Annotated in this window: 7 protein-coding genes, 4 tRNA genes and 3 rRNA genes; 13 read left to right on the top strand and 1 reads right to left on the bottom strand. The window is 42.2% G+C overall.

Annotated elements, in window-relative coordinates; all coding sequences use genetic code 11:
* Positions 1-24: 24 nt before the first annotated feature.
* Positions 25-369, top strand: a complete 345-nt coding sequence (locus PCNPT3_RS12330; RefSeq protein WP_015466180.1) for a DUF1971 domain-containing protein — start codon at positions 25-27, stop codon at positions 367-369.
* Positions 370-561: 192 nt separating this feature from the next.
* On the opposite strand, the gene PCNPT3_RS12325 is transcribed toward PCNPT3_RS12330, so the two are convergent.
* A complete protein-coding gene (locus tag PCNPT3_RS12325) occupies positions 562-1,281 on the bottom strand; it encodes a tRNA-uridine aminocarboxypropyltransferase (RefSeq protein WP_041771312.1) in 720 nt (239 codons plus the stop codon).
* Positions 1,282-1,382: 101 nt separating this feature from the next.
* Between PCNPT3_RS12325 and PCNPT3_RS12320 the strand changes: the two genes are divergently transcribed.
* From PCNPT3_RS12320 to PCNPT3_RS12265, 12 genes are all read left to right on the top strand, one after another.
* Positions 1,383-3,293: a RecQ family ATP-dependent DNA helicase gene (locus tag PCNPT3_RS12320; protein ID WP_015466178.1), complete on the top strand. Its 1,911-nt coding sequence runs from the start codon at positions 1,383-1,385 to the stop codon at positions 3,291-3,293.
* Positions 3,294-3,475: 182 nt separating this feature from the next.
* The gene (gene ansA, locus PCNPT3_RS12315) at positions 3,476-4,486 is read left to right on the top strand and encodes an asparaginase (protein WP_015466177.1); all 1,011 of its coding nucleotides are present in this window, start codon (positions 3,476-3,478) and stop codon (positions 4,484-4,486) included.
* A gap of 500 nt (positions 4,487-4,986) precedes the next feature.
* A 16S ribosomal RNA gene (locus PCNPT3_RS12310) occupies positions 4,987-6,531 on the top strand.
* Positions 6,532-6,673: 142 nt separating this feature from the next.
* Positions 6,674-6,750 (top strand) — tRNA-Ile (locus PCNPT3_RS12305).
* 118 nt (positions 6,751-6,868) lie between these two features.
* Positions 6,869-6,944 (top strand) — tRNA-Ala (locus PCNPT3_RS12300).
* Positions 6,945-7,420: 476 nt separating this feature from the next.
* Positions 7,421-10,312: ribosomal RNA gene (locus tag PCNPT3_RS12295) — 23S ribosomal RNA — on the top strand.
* Between the two features lie 218 nt (positions 10,313-10,530).
* Positions 10,531-10,646, top strand: a 5S ribosomal RNA gene (gene rrf, locus PCNPT3_RS12290).
* Together the 16S, 23S and 5S rRNA genes with 2 tRNA genes alongside form the textbook arrangement of a ribosomal RNA operon.
* Before the next feature lie 1,177 nt (positions 10,647-11,823).
* Positions 11,824-14,433, top strand: coding sequence for an alanine--tRNA ligase (gene alaS, locus PCNPT3_RS12285; protein ID WP_015466176.1), 2,610 nt, complete (start codon positions 11,824-11,826; stop codon positions 14,431-14,433).
* A gap of 46 nt (positions 14,434-14,479) precedes the next feature.
* Positions 14,480-15,709: an aspartate kinase gene (locus PCNPT3_RS12280; RefSeq protein ID WP_015466175.1), complete on the top strand. Its 1,230-nt coding sequence runs from the start codon at positions 14,480-14,482 to the stop codon at positions 15,707-15,709.
* A gap of 97 nt (positions 15,710-15,806) precedes the next feature.
* On the top strand, positions 15,807-16,007 hold the full coding sequence (gene csrA / locus PCNPT3_RS12275) for a carbon storage regulator CsrA (RefSeq protein ID WP_015466174.1): 201 nt from the start codon (positions 15,807-15,809) through the stop codon (positions 16,005-16,007).
* Between the two features lie 252 nt (positions 16,008-16,259).
* A tRNA-Ser gene (locus tag PCNPT3_RS12270) sits at positions 16,260-16,352 on the top strand.
* Positions 16,353-16,371: 19 nt separating this feature from the next.
* Positions 16,372-16,448, top strand: a tRNA-Arg gene (locus PCNPT3_RS12265).
* The last annotated feature ends 51 nt before the right edge of the window (positions 16,449-16,499 follow it).

Below are 16,499 nucleotides of genomic sequence, written 5' to 3'. Positions count from 1 at the left end.
GTATAATGATAAGGAAGTAGCGCAATGACAATACCTAAAAGTTTTGTACATTATAAAAGTAGCTCGATCATGAATAAAGATAATGTTCCTAAATTGTTTTTATTTGAACATAATACAAAAGCCGGCGTTTATGGCGAAATTTGTGTGTTAGCAGGATCCCTCAAATTTTATGGCTTTAATGAACGCCGTGGGAAAATAGAGCAAGAATTTATTATTTATATGGGAGAGGTGGCAGTATCTCCCCCTGAATATTGGCATAAAGTTGAGTTGTTAAGCGCGGACACGACATTTCAAGTTAAATTTTATGCGCACAAAGACTCTCAAATTGTTTCGGATAATTTATCAGAGCGCAACATTGAAACGAAGTAGTTGAAGTAATGAATTAAGGGCCACGCTGGCTTATACCAAAGGAATTAATTCAGCTTTCATGTATTGCGCAGGAAAAATTAACACTAACAAGGCGTGAGTTGCAGGAGATAGTTGTTCTCACTTCAAAACTCACAACGCAGGGTGGGATAATTTCAAAAAGCAAAACGGATCACTTCTTTAGTTCCTTTGGTATTATAGGTGCCTAAATTGTTTTTCTAATTCAAATTGTGTTGCATGGGCTGGTAAGCTTTTACGCTCTTTACCTAACAGGTAGTTTTCTTTAAAGGTTTCAAAAAGTAGGTCGAGTAGACTTGCATTAGCGCTTTCGTGTATAAATTCTAAAGCGCGAGCTGCCACTTCTGCGGTTGCTAGTTGATTGTCTTTACTTGCTTTACGTACTAAATAACGCGATATGTTTTTAGGATCAAAAGAAAGCACCGGGAAGTTTTCAAGATAGGGGCTTTTACGAAACATCTTTTTGGCTTGCGCCCAACTACCATCAAGTAAAATAAATAAAGGGCGTTTAGTTGAGCTTGGAAGATAGCTCAACAAAACTTTCTCTTGCTGCGCGTATTCTGCTGGGAAAATAACAATAGGTTGCCATTTTGGATCTTTGAGTAAGGTCAGCATTTTACTATCAGGTTGGGTTCTTGACCAAATGTATGCAAACGTATCAGGGATAAGGTCGGCAATTAGCCTACCTGTATTGCTGGGTTTTAATATCTCATCATCATACATGAGGATCAAAAAGGCACTTTGTGTCGAGACTGTTTTTTTTATTAAGCAGATACATAAATTAGGCAATAACATACAATTCAAACATCGCTTTATTCGACCTCCTCGTGCTAAAAAGGGACGAGTAGATTGTGCTAAACGGTGTTTATAAAGACGGTGTAGAGCATGAATTCGCATGAAAGTATCTTTTATAAAAAAGAGGAGAATATTATATTCTCCTTCTTTTATATAGGTGATTTTACCTTTGTGAACAAATAAGGATCTTAAGGGTCGATAAAATGTATAACAAATTACAAAAATATTTTGGTTTTGACTCTTTTAGAGAAGGTCAGGAACCAGTGATCAAGGCGTTATTAAACGCGCAAAGTGCAGCCGCTATTTTTCCAACCGGATCGGGTAAATCATTATGTTATCAACTTCCGGCATTGTGTCTTCCTCATTTAACCTTGGTGGTATCTCCCTTACTTGCATTGATCCAAGATCAGCTTGATTTTTTACATCAAAAAGGTATTTCGGCTGCCAGTATTCAATCGATGCAAAGTGCAGCGCAATCAGCGGATGTTTATCGACAAGTTTCTGAAGGTAATATTAAGATCCTGTTTATTTCTGTGGAGCGTTTAAACAGTGAGCGCTTTCGTTTGTTTTTAAAAACAATTCGTATTTCTTTATTAGTGGTTGATGAAGCGCATTGTATTTCTGAGTGGGGCCACAACTTTCGCCCAGATTATTTAAAGCTAGCGCAATATCGTAAGGAATTTAATATTGCACAGGTTTTGTTATTAACCGCAACAGCGACCTCTAAAGTGATTGCGGATATGGCGAGTAAATTTTCAATATCCCCTGAAAACATTACCCAAACAGGATCTTATCGTAGCAATTTAAACTTAGACGTTCAGGGTGTATCGGAAGCCGATAAATTAACAACCTTGATCCCATGGTTACAACCGCGCTTGGGGCAAGCGGGAATTGTATATGTGACATTACAACATAGTGCTGAAAAGGTAGCCCAAGCTTTAACGCGGGCAGGTATTGTTGCACAGGCATATCATGCCGGAATGAACAGCGAGGATCGCATTTCGATACAGCAGCGTTTTATGTCAGGAGAGTTATCTTTAATCGTCGCAACGATAGCGTTTGGTATGGGCATAGATAAAAGTAACATCCGTTTTGTTGTGCATTATGATCTTCCTAAATCGATTGAAAATTACGCTCAAGAAATTGGCCGTGCGGGCCGTGATGGTCAAAGTAGTGATTGTTTGTTATTAGCGAACGTCAGTAATCTTAATGTACTGGAAAACTTTGTTTATAGTGACACACCAGAGGCCTCTGGCATTGATTTTATCTTTTCAGAAATAAAGAAATCTGGATCGCAGTGGGAGGTATTAATGAATAGTCTGTCAGATAAATCGAATATCCGCTTGCTTGCCCTTAAAACATTACTGGTGTATTTGGAATTAGAAGGGGTGCTAAGCCCTGCATATAGTTATTACGCAGAGTATCGCTATAAACTGTTAGTGCCAGAAGCACAGTTACTCGCTCGTTTTAAAGATGAAAGACTTCATTTTGTAAAAGTCATATTAGAAAGCTCAGACAAAGCACGGACTTGGGCTACCCTTAATTTTGAAAAATTAGAGCAGATCGATCAAAGCCCGCGTAGTCGCGTGATCACTGCGATTGATTATTTGGCACAACAAGGCTTAATAGAATTACAAACGAAGCAGATGACCTTGGTTTATCATATTTTAGATAAACCTATTAATAGTGAATTACATGACTTGTTATTACGTCGTTTTATTGAAAAAGAGCAAAGTGAGATCCAGCGGATCCATTTTTTAATTAACTTTTTTGCAAGTGATCGTTGTTTGAATTTGCAATTAGCACAATATTTTTCAGATCCAAAGTTAAAGGGGGCATGTTTGCATTGTAGCGTTTGCGCCGGGAATATAGCAAGGATGCCTGAAGTGGAGAGGTTAGTCCCTGTTAATGAATTAAATTTTTATTCATTAACCCAAGAGATCCAAGAAAAATTAGGTGTACATCATAGTGCAACTTTGATCGCGCGTTTCTTGTGTGGTTTAAGCACTCCCATTTTTAGACGTATAAAGGCGCGTAAAATCTTTGCGTTTGCAAAATTAGAGAAATATCGTTTTGCACAAGTAAAACAATGGGTCGAGATGCAACTAAAGTGATAAGTAAAAAGAAGGAACACCTCTTTGTTGTTGCTCTGTTGTATAAAACAGCAAGGTAGGATCACAGCGTTTCCGTTTCCGTTTATGGTGAGAAGCGCTAGCAAATTTAGTCTAGTGATTTTACATCTGTAAATAGAAGCGGTATAACGTAGGCAATATTCACTTTATATAAAGAGAGAAAAATGGCGAAGAAAAAACGTATCTATATAGCTTATACCGGTGGCACGATTGGTATGAAACCGTCAAAAGAAGGTTTTGTACCTGTTGCGGGCTATCTTTCACAAACTATTGCAGATATGCCAGAGTTTTTTCATGAGGATATGCCGGATTTTGAAATTTATGAATATGATCCCTTAATTGATTCAGCTAATGTCTCGCCTGATATATGGCAAACGTTAGCACTCGATATCCAAGCGCGTTATCATGATTTCGATGGTTTTATTATATTGCATGGTACCGATACGATGTCTTATACCGCATCTGCGCTTTCTTTTGTTTTTGAAAATCTGTCTAAACCTGTGATCATTACGGGATCGCAAATTCCATTATCACAATTACGCACCGATGCGCGTATTAACTTATTAAATGCCTTATATATAGCAGCTTATCATCCGATCAATGAAGTGAGCTTATTTTTTAATAACCAACTGTTTCGTGGCAATCGTAGTAGCAAACAAGATGCCGATGGTTTTGATGCTTTTGTCTCACCAAACTATCCTGCATTATTAGAAGCCGGTATTGAAATAAGAAACATTGCAGGTAGTAAACAGGAACTGCTCAATACGCGTTTACGAGTGAGTGAAATTAAAAGGCAATCGGTGCTCATTCTTCCTCTTTTCCCTGGGATTGATTGGAGTATTCTTGAAAACGTATTAAAAGGTCCATTACAAGCTTTAGTTTTACTGACTTATGGGATTGGTAATGCGCAACAAGATGAAAAGCTGCTAACGATATTAAAAGAAGCCACCGACAGAGGTGTGTTAATTGTTAACTGCAGCCAATGTTTAAAAGGTAAGGTTAATATGGGCGGATATGCAACGGGAAACTCATTACAAGCAGCGGGTGTGATCAGTGGTTTAGATATGACGACAGAAACGGTGATAACTAAACTTTATTACTTATTAAGCCAAGATTTACCGACGCATGTCGTGGCCGAGTTATTAACGACAAACTTACGTGGCGAGCTAAGTTAATATTAATCGGTGTTTTAAGGGAGAAAAGAGTATAAAAAACACAAATTGATTACTAAACAATCATTAAAGTGTTTATTTTAATTTAATGTAAATAAAGCCTTGCCAATGTCGATGAACTCCCTATAATGCGACCCCACAGACACAGCAAGTAACGCGAGTTACGCAGTGTTTGGTGAGACAACGATTTGATTATTAACTTAAATTAAAGCGTTGACAAATCTCACTGGTGACGTATTATACGCACCTGCCGAAAGGCACGCTCTTTAACAATTTAATCAAACAATCTGTGTGGGCACTAGATGATGATTTCAAAAAAGTCCTTATGGTGATTTTGCTTTGCAACTTCATTAAGAGGACAAAAAGAATCAATATCAGTGACACACGAATTAATTCATTAATTCAGAATAACAACAAGTACTTTTCACTAGTTGATTAGTTACTTAGTTTTAGTCAGTAATATTGAGTCGCATTGTTGGTAACAACATTGCAAATTAAACTTTAAATTGAAGAGTTTGATCATGGCTCAGATTGAACGCTGGCGGCAGGCTTAACACATGCAAGTCGAACGGTAACAGAGAGTAGCTTGCTACTTTGCTGACGAGTGGCGGACGGGTGAGTAATGCTTGGGAATATGCCTTAACGTGGGGGACAACAGTTGGAAACGACTGCTAATACCGCATAATGTCTACGGACCAAAGCAGGGGACCTTCGGGCCTTGCGCGTTTAGAGTAGCCCAAGTGGGATTAGCTAGTTGGTAAGGTAATGGCTTACCAAGGCGACGATCCCTAGCTGGTCTTAGAGGATGACCAGCCACACTGGAACTGAGACACGGTCCAGACTCCTACGGGAGGCAGCAGTGGGGAATATTGCACAATGGAGGAAACTCTGATGCAGCCATGCCGCGTGTGTGAAGAAGGCTTTCGGGTTGTAAAGCACTTTCAGCGAGGAGGAAAGGGTAGTAGTTAATAACTGCTATCTGTGACGTTACTCGCAGAAGAAGCACCGGCTAACTCCGTGCCAGCAGCCGCGGTAATACGGAGGGTGCGAGCGTTAATCGGAATTACTGGGCGTAAAGCGCGCGTAGGTGGTTAATTAAGTCAGATGTGAAAGCCCAGGGCTCAACCTTGGAACTGCATTTGAAACTGGTTGACTAGAGTTTTGTAGAGGGTGGTAGAATTTCAGGTGTAGCGGTGAAATGCGTAGAGATCTGAAGGAATACCAGTGGCGAAGGCGGCCACCTGGACAAAGACTGACACTGAGGCGCGAAGGCGTGGGGAGCAAACGGGATTAGATACCCCGGTAGTCCACGCAGTAAACGATGTCTATTAGAAGTTTGTGGCTATATGCCGTGGGTTTCAAAGCTAACGCATTAAATAGACCGCCTGGGGAGTACGGCCGCAAGGTTAAAACTCAAATGAATTGACGGGGGCCCGCACAAGCGGTGGAGCATGTGGTTTAATTCGATGCAACGCGAAGAACCTTACCATCCCTTGACATCCAGAGAATCGCCTAGAGATAGATGAGTGCCTTCGGGAACTCTGAGACAGGTGCTGCATGGCTGTCGTCAGCTCGTGTTGTGAAATGTTGGGTTAAGTCCCGCAACGAGCGCAACCCTTATCCTTACTTGCCAGCGGGTCATGCCGGGAACTTTAGGGAGACTGCCGGTGATAAACCGGAGGAAGGTGGGGACGACGTCAAGTCATCATGGCCCTTACGGGATGGGCTACACACGTGCTACAATGGCAGATACAAAGGGTTGCTAACCTGCGAGGGTATGCGAATCTCATAAAGTCTGTCGTAGTCCGGATCGGAGTCTGCAACTCGACTCCGTGAAGTTGGAATCGCTAGTAATCGTGGATCAGAATGCCACGGTGAATACGTTCCCGGGCCTTGTACACACCGCCCGTCACACCATGGGAGTGGGCTGCACCAGAAGTCATTAGCTTAACCTTTCGGGGATGGCGATGACCACGGTGTGGTTCATGACTGGGGTGAAGTCGTAACAAGGTAGCCCTAGGGGAACCTGGGGCTGGATCACCTCCTTATACGAAAGAAACACGTTTAGTGTCCACACAGATTGTTTGATTAGAATGATAAAGAGATGTATAGATAATTGTATCGCTTATAAAGAGCGGTGAGGTCGGCTTTGATTTTTCAAATCTGTCCAGACCCACAATTACTTTAGTTGGGTCTGTAGCTCAGTTGGTTAGAGCGCACCCCTGATAAGGGTGAGGTCGGCAGTTCAAATCTGCCCAGACCCACCAATTTTTGATTTACTCTGTGTTAAATGAAAGCTCGTTTAGAAAAGACTAAACTACGCCATCATTTGCCTTGATTAAATCCAAAATAATGGCCAACTAATATCTATACAAAAACCATGTTGGGGCTATAGCTCAGCTGGGAGAGCGCCTGCCTTGCACGCAGGAGGTCTGCGGTTCGATCCCGCATAGCTCCACCACTTCTTATGAAGTGTACCGACATGAAAACCAAGATAATAGAAGTTTTCGATAAGTTATTAAATTTATCAAAAACTTTTTACGAAGTTTGCTCTTTAACAATTAGGAAAGCTGATAAAGTTCTTACTTAACGTATTAGCATAATAAACCATCCACTGGATGCTTTATTACATATGCATATTACGTTAAGTATAAACGAAATTGTTCTCAGTAATTAGTATTTATATTAATTACTGTAATCAAGCAAAAATAAAAACAGCTGCAATTCACGTAAGTGAAGTGCAGTTTGTACGTATCTACTCAGTTATTTATAACTGATAGGTGCACGAAAAACGAATGTGTTTTTCATAGTAAAATATGAGGATCGCAAGCGTCTTGGAAACGACATATAACATCTAAATTTTATAATCTTATGTGTTTTTTGAATGTTATTAATATTCATAAAAACGCTTAAAGACAGTATCTTTAGGTATTGTATGGTTAAGTGAATAAGCGTGCACGGTGGATGCCTAGGCAATTAGAGGCGATGAAGGACGTGGTAATCTGCGATAAGTCCAGGGGAGTTGATAACAAGCGTTATATCCTGGAATTTCCGAATGGGGCAACCCGGCACTTAGTGTCATCGTTAAGTGAATACATAGCTTAACGAAGCGAACGAGGGGAACTGAAACATCTAAGTACCCTTAGGAAAAGAAATCAACCGAGATTCCGATAGTAGCGGCGAGCGAAATTGGAACAGCCCTTAAGCTGTTTAGAAGTTAGTAGAATGCTCTGGAAAGTGCAACGATACAGGGTGATAGTCCCGTATATGACAACTTCTTTATAGTGAAAACGAGTAGGTCGGGACACGAGAAATCCTGACTGAATATGGGGGGACCATCCTCCAAGGCTAAATACTCCTAATTGACCGATAGTGAACCAGTACCGTGAGGGAAAGGCGAAAAGAACCCCTGTGAGGGGAGTGAAATAGAACCTGAAACCGTGTACGTACAAGCAGTAGGAGCCGACTTAGTTCGGTGACTGCGTACCTTTTGTATAATGGGTCAACGACTTAATTTCAGTAGCAAGGTTAACCGTTTAGGGGAGCCGTAGGGAAACCGAGTCTTAACTGGGCGAATAGTTGCTGGGATTAGACCCGAAACTTGGTGATCTAGCCATGAGCAGGTTGAAGGTTGAGTAACATCAACTGGAGGACCGAACCCACTAATGTTGAAAAATTAGGGGATGACTTGTGGCTGGGGGTGAAAGGCCAATCAAACCAAGAGATAGCTGGTTCTCCTCGAAAGCTATTTAGGTAGCGCCTCATGTATCACTGTTGGGGGTAGAGCACTGTTTAGGCTAGGGGGTCATCCCGACTTACCAACCCTATGCAAACTCCGAATACCAACAAGTGCAATCATGGGAGACACACGGCGGGTGCTAACGTCCGTCGTGGAAAGGGAAACAACCCAGACCGCCAGCTAAGGTCCCAAAGTATATGTTAAGTGGGAAACGATGTGGAAAGGCTTAGACAGCTAGGAAGTTGGCTTAGAAGCAGCCATCTTTTAAAGAAAGCGTAATAGCTCACTAGTCGAGTCGGTCTGCGCGGAAGATTTAACGGGGCTAAACATATCACCGAAGCTGCGGATGCATAATTTATTATGCATGGTAGAGGAGCGTTCTGTAAGCCGTCGAAGGGAAAGGTGTAAACCATCCTGGAGGTATCAGAAGTGCGAATGTTGACATGAGTAACGATAAGGGGGGTGAAAAACCCCCCCGCCGGAAGACCAAGGGTTCCTGTCCAACGTTAATCGGGGCAGGGTGAGTCGACCCCTAAGGCGAGGCCGAAAGGCGTAGTCGATGGGAAACGGGTTAATATTCCCGTACCCTTTATTATTGCGATGGGAGGACGGAGAAGGCTAGGTGGGCCTGGCGATGGTTGTCCAGGTTCAAGTATGTAGGCGGGAGACTTAGGTAAATCCGGGTTTCTATTAACGCTGAGATACGATGTCGAGTCACTACGGTGATGAAGTCATTGATGCCATGCTTCCAGGAAAAGTCTCTAAGCTTCAGATAATAAAGGATCGTACCCCAAACCGACACAGGTGGTCAGGTAGAGAATACCAAGGCGCTTGAGAGAACTCGGGTGAAGGAACTAGGCAAAATGGTACCGTAACTTCGGGAGAAGGTACGCCTACGACGGTGAAGTCCCTTGCGGATGGAGCTGTTGTAGGCCGAAGATACCAGATGGCTGCAACTGTTTATTAAAAACACAGCACTCTGCTAAATCGTAAGATGACGTATAGGGTGTGACGCCTGCCCGGTGCTGGAAGGTTAATTGATGGGGTTAGCGCTTGCGCGAAGCTCTTGATCGAAGCCCCAGTAAACGGCGGCCGTAACTATAACGGTCCTAAGGTAGCGAAATTCCTTGTCGGGTAAGTTCCGACCTGCACGAATGGCGTAATGATGGCCATGCTGTCTCCACCCGAGACTCAGTGAAGTTGAAATCGCAGTGAAGATGCTGTGTACCCGCGGCTAGACGGAAAGACCCCGTGAACCTTTACTACAGCTTAGCAGTGAACTTAGAGCCTACATGTGTAGGATAGGTGGGAGGCAATGAAACCAGGTCGCTAGATTTGGTGGAGTCAACCTTGAAATACCACCCTTGTATGTTTTGAGTTCTAACCATGGCCCCTGAATCGGGGTTTGGGACACTGTTTGGTGGGTAGTTTGACTGGGGCGGTCTCCTCCTAAAGAGTAACGGAGGAGTACGAAGGTTGGCTAATCACGGTCGGACATCGTGAGGTTAGTACAATGGTATAAGCCAGCTTAACTGCGAGACAGACACGTCGAGCAGGTACGAAAGTAGGTCATAGTGATCCGGTGGTTCTGAATGGAAGGGCCATCGCTCAACGGATAAAAGGTACTCCGGGGATAACAGGCTGATACCGCCCAAGAGTTCATATCGACGGCGGTGTTTGGCACCTCGATGTCGGCTCATCACATCCTGGGGCTGAAGTCGGTCCCAAGGGTATGGCTGTTCGCCATTTAAAGTGGTACGCGAGCTGGGTTTAGAACGTCGTGAGACAGTTCGGTCCCTATCTGCCGTGGGCGTTTGAGAATTGAGAGGAGCTGCTCCTAGTACGAGAGGACCGGAGTGGACGAACCGCTGGTGTTCGGGTTGTCATGCCAATGGCATTGCCCGGTAGCTACGTTCGGAATCGATAACCGCTGAAAGCATCTAAGCGGGAAGCGAGCCTCGAGATGAGTTCTCACTGGAGCTTTAAGCTCCCTAAAGGGCCGTTGGAGACTACAACGTTGATAGGCAAGGTGTGTAAGTACAGTAATGTATTGAGCTAACTTGTACTAATTACCCGTGAGGCTTAACCATACAATACCCAAAAGTATTGAGCTTAATAAAAGATTCGAGTATTGAGAAGATTATTAATCTTCTTTTGCGAGAGTGAAGATATTAAGACTTAGATTTGAAGTATTGTATTGAGTAACCAAGAGATGATTGTAATCAATCAAATACGTTTGCGAAGACATATTTTACGAAACAAATTGCAAGATTAGACACAATCCAGCTTTTCTAATTAAGATTTTTAGCTTGGCGATAATAGCGCTGTGGCACCACCTGATCCCATGCCGAACTCAGAAGTGAAACGCAGTTGCGCCGATGGTAGTGTGGGGTCTCCCCATGTGAGAGTAGGTCATCGCCAAGCGCCTAATTAACGATAAACCCCAGTCCTTCTACGAAGGGCTGGGGTTTTTTCGTTAAAGGCTTGGCAATGACCTACTCGAACATGGAACATAAATAGCCTGCCGAAGGCAGATACATATTGTGTGATAGTAGGGCGAGTATCGCTACAGCGATGTATACGAGCGGAGGAGCTCTGCGAGCCCTGACCGTCGCCAAGCGCCTCTCTTAATAAATTCCAACGATAAACCCCAGTCCTTCTACGAAGGGCTGGGGTTTTTTCGTTATTAGCTTGGCTAGATGACCACTCTCACATGGAAAATAAACAGCGCAACAAAGTTGCTTTCCTTAAGTGTGATAGTAGGGCGAGTTTGCCGACAGGCAAGTTTACGAGCGGAGGAGCTCCGCGACTCCTGTCCATCGACAAAGCGCCTCTTTTTTTAAACTCATCACTATATAAAATCGTTTTTTTCGTTAAATGCTTGGCAAATGACCACTCTCACATGGGAAATAAACAGCGCGGCGAAGGCAGAAGCATATTGTGTGATAGTAGGGCGAGTTTACGGCAGGTAATATTCACGATCGGACTAATCAATGCATGTCCTGGAGGGTATTATCGACAGGAAAGTAGTTGATCTAGGGGATCGTATCAGACGTCAACTACTTTGGCCGATCGTCGTCAAAGGCCTCTTTTTATAAACACTTCACTTTTTTAAAACAGTTTGTCCGTTATTAACTGGCTCGATGGGCCGTCTCACGCTGTTATGTTGGCAAGTTTCGTTGATTGATGGTTGCGAGCATCGCCAAAGGCCTCTTTTTATAAAGCCTTCACTCTTTTAAAACAGTTTTTTCATTATTGGCTTGGCTAAATGAGTCTTTTAACTGACGAATGGATATGGCGATCGTCGCCAGCACTTCTTTTTATATATATCCCACTCTGAAACGGTTAATAAACAGGCGTGCCTAAGGATTAAACATATTGTGGATAGTCGGGTGGTTTATTTTATCTAAGATTAGGATCGAAAGTGTCGTCTTTTAATGAAGAGCCCCTATCGATTATGCGGTAATTAATTTGGTTGTGTTCATATCCCTGCTTTCCCCCTTTCTTGTGGCGTGCTATATTTGCATTTATTTAATAACATATATTTTCGTTTTATTATCAGCTTTAGCGTTAATACGAATACTTTTATTTGGAATACTAAATGACTACGATCAAGTCGACCTCTGAGATCCGTCAAGGATTTTTAGATTTCTTTGCCAACAAAGGCCATCAAGTAGTGAGCAGCAGCTCACTCGTTCCTGCTAACGATCCCACGTTACTGTTTACAAATGCGGGGATGAACCAATTTAAAGATACATTCCTTGGTAGTGAACAACGTAGTTACGTACGAGCAACTTCAAGTCAACGTTGTGTTCGTGCTGGCGGTAAGCATAATGATTTAGAGAATGTAGGTTATACCGCGCGCCATCATACTTTTTTTGAAATGCTAGGTAATTTTAGTTTCGGTGATTATTTTAAGCGCGATGCTATTTCTTTTGCTTGGGAATACTTAACCGTTGAACTTGGTTTGCCAAAAGAGAAACTTTGGATCACTGTTTACGATAAGGATCCGGAAGCGGAAAAAATTTGGATCGAAGAAATAGGTGTTGATCCTGCGTGTTTGTCACGTATTGGCGCAAAAGATAATTTTTGGTCAATGGGTGATACTGGGCCTTGTGGTCCTTGTACTGAAATATTTTATGATCATGGTGAGCACATTTGGGGCGGTCCTCCGGGGACACCTGAAGAAGATGGCGATCGTTATATTGAAATCTGGAATTTAGTTTTCATGCAGTATAACCGTCATGCTGATGGCACTATGGTTGATCTTCCTAAACCGTCTGTCGATACGGGAATGGGGTTAGAGCGAATTTCTGCTATTTTACAAAACTGCCATTCAAATTATGAAATAGATCTATTTCAAGCTTTGATTAAAAAAGTAGCAGAGGTAACGGGCGCGACTGATTTAGAAGATAAATCATTACGTGTTGTTGCTGATCATATCCGTTCTTGTGGGTTTTTAATTTGTGATGGTGTGATGCCATCAAATGAAGGTCGTGGATATGTACTGCGCCGAATTATTCGCCGCGCCGTACGTCATGGTAATAAACTGGGAGCACAAGGTGTTTTCTTCTTTAAAATCTATGGTGAACTAATCTTGCAAATGGGTGATACCTATCCAGAGCTTGGAAAACAACGTGATTTTGTTGAAAAAATATTGCGCTTGGAAGAAGAGCAGTTTGCTAAAACACTGGTACGTGGATTACAGATCCTTGATAACGCATTAGAGAGCCTAGAAGGTAACGTTATTTCAGGTGAGACTGTTTTCAAACTCTATGATACTTATGGATTCCCTGCAGATTTAACGGCAGATATTGCGCGTGAACGTGATTTGATAATTGATATTGATGGGTTTAATACATTAATGGATGAACAACGTACTCGTGCCAAAAAAGTGGATCATTTTGGTACTGATTATAATGATGGCCTTAAATTTGACGAAAAAACGCAATTTTTAGGTTATGAACATTTGCAACATAGTGCAACTGTTAGCATCTTAGTAAAAGAGGGGGAATTAGTCCCTGCTTTAAATCAAGGTGAACACGGACACGTTATTTTAAAACAAACGCCTTTTTATGCAGAATCAGGTGGTCAGGTTGGAGATAGCGGTCGTTTAGTTTTAAAAGATGGCATCTTTAACGTTACGGATACTAAAAAATCGGGTGATACGTTCTTACATATTGGCTATGTCGAGAGTGGCAATATCAGTGTGCATGATGAAATTATAGCCGAAGTAGACAGTGAGCGTCGTAAAGCGATTGCATTGCACCATTCTGCCACGCATTTATTACATGCTGCATTACGTCAAACATTAGGCGAGCATGTGACTCAAAAAGGCTCACTATGTGACGCGGACAAATTACGCTTTGATTTCTCTCATTTTGAAGGCTTATCTTCGCAAGTTTTAGAGCAGGTTAATTATTTAGTTAACAGTGCCATTCGCGATAATGTAAGCGTGTTAACCAAGCTTAGTGATATCGAAGAAGCAAAAACAGCGGGCGCGATGGCCTTATTTGGTGAAAAATATGATGAGATGGTGCGCGTAGTAAGTATGGGCGCGCTATCAACGGAGCTTTGTGGTGGAACACACACTTCGCGAACCGGTAATATGGGGCTGTTCTTTATTCGCAGTGAATCAGGTATTGCCGCGGGTGTTCGCCGTATTGAGGCGTGCGTAGGTAAAGCTGCTGAACTCGCTTTACATGACGTTATGAGCCAATTTACAAAATCATGCGAGCTTGTTAAAGGGGATGCGTCTTCTTTAAGTGATAAAATATTACAAACATTAGAGCGTAATCGCGCGTTAGAAAAAGAGCTACACACTTTAAAAATTAAAATGGCAGCATCTGCAGGTTCAGATTTAGTCGCGAATGCTATTATTATCAATGGTGTAAAAGTAGTGATTGCTGATTTGCCGGGTATTGACCCAAAGTCATTACGTGATAGTGTAGATGCAATGAAAAATAAAATGCAGTCAGGAATTGTTGTTTTAGGAACGGCTGTTGCAGATGATAAAGTTAGCTTGATAGTAGGTGTAACGAAAGATTTAACTAAAAAAGTCAAAGCGGGAGAATTGGTCAATGTTGTGGCAGCTCCCGTTGGTGGTAAAGGTGGCGGTCGCCCTGATATGGCAATGGCAGGCGGTAATGATGCTAGTGCATTAAAAGCTGCTTTAGCACTCGTTGAACCGTGGCTTGCTGCGCGTTTATAAGAATATATCCCGCTTTACAAGAGCGGGTAAAGAGGTGTAAAGAAGAATGGCGTTAATAGTTCAAAAATATGGTGGCACGTCGGTAGCTAATGTTGATCGTATCAAAATAGTCGCTAAAAAAGTCAAAGCTTGCAAAGATGCAGGGAATGATGTCGTTGTTGTACTTTCAGCAATGGCTGGCGAAACGAATCGAATGATAGCGTTGGCAAAAGAGTTAAATGTAGCCCCGAGTTCAAGAGAAATGGACGTACTATTGAGCACTGGAGAGCAAACGACTATTGCGTTACTTTCTATGGCATTACACCATTTAGGTGTTGATGCGGTTTCTATGACGGGCGATCAAATCCGTTTAAATACCGATGATACACATGCTAAAGCACGCATTCTAAATGTTGAAACAGACAATCTGAAAAAGCATCTAAAGCTTGGGCAGGTTGTTGTAGTTGCTGGTTTTCAAGGTCGTAATGCGGCCAATGAAATCACCACATTAGGGCGTGGTGGAAGTGATACTTCTGCCGTGGCTGTGGCTGCTGTGTTAAAAGCTGACGAGTGTCAAATCTATACGGATGTCGATGGCGTTTATACGACAGATCCGCGCGTTGAGCCAAATGCTAGGCGCTTAGAGCGTATTACGTTTGAAGAAATGCTTGAAATGTCGAGTTTAGGCGCCAAGGTATTACAGATCCGCGCGGTTGAATTTGCAGGAAAATATAATGTACCACTGCGCGTACTGTCTAGTTTTAAAGAGGGCGGTGGAACATTAATTAGCTATGAGGAAAACGAAATGGAATCGCCTATTATTTCGGGTATCGCATTTAATCAAGAAGAAGCACGTATTACTATTTCTGGTGTACCAGATAAACCGAGCGTTGCTGCGCAAATCTTATCGCCTATTGGTGCTGCCAATATAGACGTGGATATGATTGTACAGAACACGGTAGGGCAAGGAAAAACAGACTTTACTTTTACCGTGCACCGTGAGGACTATCAGCAAGCAAAACATTTACTTAAAGCGGTTTGTGCGTCATTAAATGCAGATGCAGTGCAAGGCAACGATGAAATTGCTAAAGTATCTGTCGTGGGTGTTGGAATGTGGAATCATCCCGGAGTGGCTGAAACCATGTTTAAAGCATTGGGAGATGAAGGTATTAATATTCATCAAATAGCGACCTCTGAAATAAAGATATCCGTACTCGTTGATGCTAAATATTTAGAATTAGCAGTACGTACATTGCACCATGCCTTTAATTTGGCAGAAGAGCCTTGTGAAAAATGAAAGAATACTCACTAATTATGATATAAAAGCTGAATTTTTATCATAATTAGGTCATAATGCGTTCAATCGGATCGAATAATAATAATAGGAGCAGGATATGCTAATTTTAACCCGTCGTGTAGGCGAAACTTTAATGATCGGTGATAATGTTACCGTTACTGTTTTAGGTGTTAAGGGTAATCAAGTGCGCGTAGGTGTAAATGCACCTAAAGAAATTTCCGTGCATCGTGAAGAAATTTATATGCGTATTCAGGCTGAAAAAGCCAATGAAGCAGTTAAAGTCGCAGAAGCACAATAAATAAAGCCTTTTTATTGTTAGTAAATTTTGAAGGGAAAGTTTCAAATATCTTTTCTCTTGAAATTTAGTATGATCAAAAGTTGTTATAGTATCGCTCTTTTTTATATTTCATAGTCTAAAAAATGAGCTTTAAGTTGATGTTGTTGCTATAAATTGAACGCTTTGTTGGTTTAGTAAGCAAACAACATTAAGCAGTCAAAAAAGGTTTGACTTGTTTTTAGAACACCGTATTATAACGACCAACAAGACGACGGTGGGGTGGCCGAGTGGCCGAAGGCGCTCCCCTGCTAAGGGAGTAACGGGTTTATAGCCCGTTCGAGAGTTCGAATCTCTCCTCCACCGCCATTTTGTACTGATTCTTAAAGCGGGTGTAGCTCAGCTGGATAGAGTACCTGGCTACGAACCAGGCGGTCAGGGGTTCGAATCCCTTCACCCGCACCATCTTTCTATTTGTACGAAGGATGAGTTGAGAATCAAAAAGAAGAACAAAAG

Source organism: Psychromonas sp. CNPT3 (genome assembly GCF_000153405.2).
Lineage (GTDB): Bacteria > Pseudomonadota > Gammaproteobacteria > Enterobacterales > Psychromonadaceae > Psychromonas.
The sequence above is the reverse complement of the archived record's forward strand: the minus strand, read 5'-3'. Positions and strand labels throughout refer to the sequence as shown.

Excerpts from the sequence above, each read along its gene's own strand:
- PCNPT3_RS12330 (WP_015466180.1), top strand. The coding sequence starts at position 25 with ATGACAATACCTAAAAGTTTTGTACATTATAAAAGTAGCTCGATCATG.
- PCNPT3_RS12325 (WP_041771312.1), bottom strand. The coding sequence starts at position 1,281 with ATGCGAATTCATGCTCTACACCGTCTTTATAAACACCGTTTAGCACAA.
- PCNPT3_RS12320 (WP_015466178.1), top strand. The coding sequence starts at position 1,383 with ATGTATAACAAATTACAAAAATATTTTGGTTTTGACTCTTTTAGAGAA.
- ansA (WP_015466177.1), top strand. The coding sequence starts at position 3,476 with ATGGCGAAGAAAAAACGTATCTATATAGCTTATACCGGTGGCACGATT.
- alaS (WP_015466176.1), top strand. The coding sequence starts at position 11,824 with ATGACTACGATCAAGTCGACCTCTGAGATCCGTCAAGGATTTTTAGAT.
- PCNPT3_RS12280 (WP_015466175.1), top strand. The coding sequence starts at position 14,480 with ATGGCGTTAATAGTTCAAAAATATGGTGGCACGTCGGTAGCTAATGTT.
- csrA (WP_015466174.1), top strand. The coding sequence starts at position 15,807 with ATGCTAATTTTAACCCGTCGTGTAGGCGAAACTTTAATGATCGGTGAT.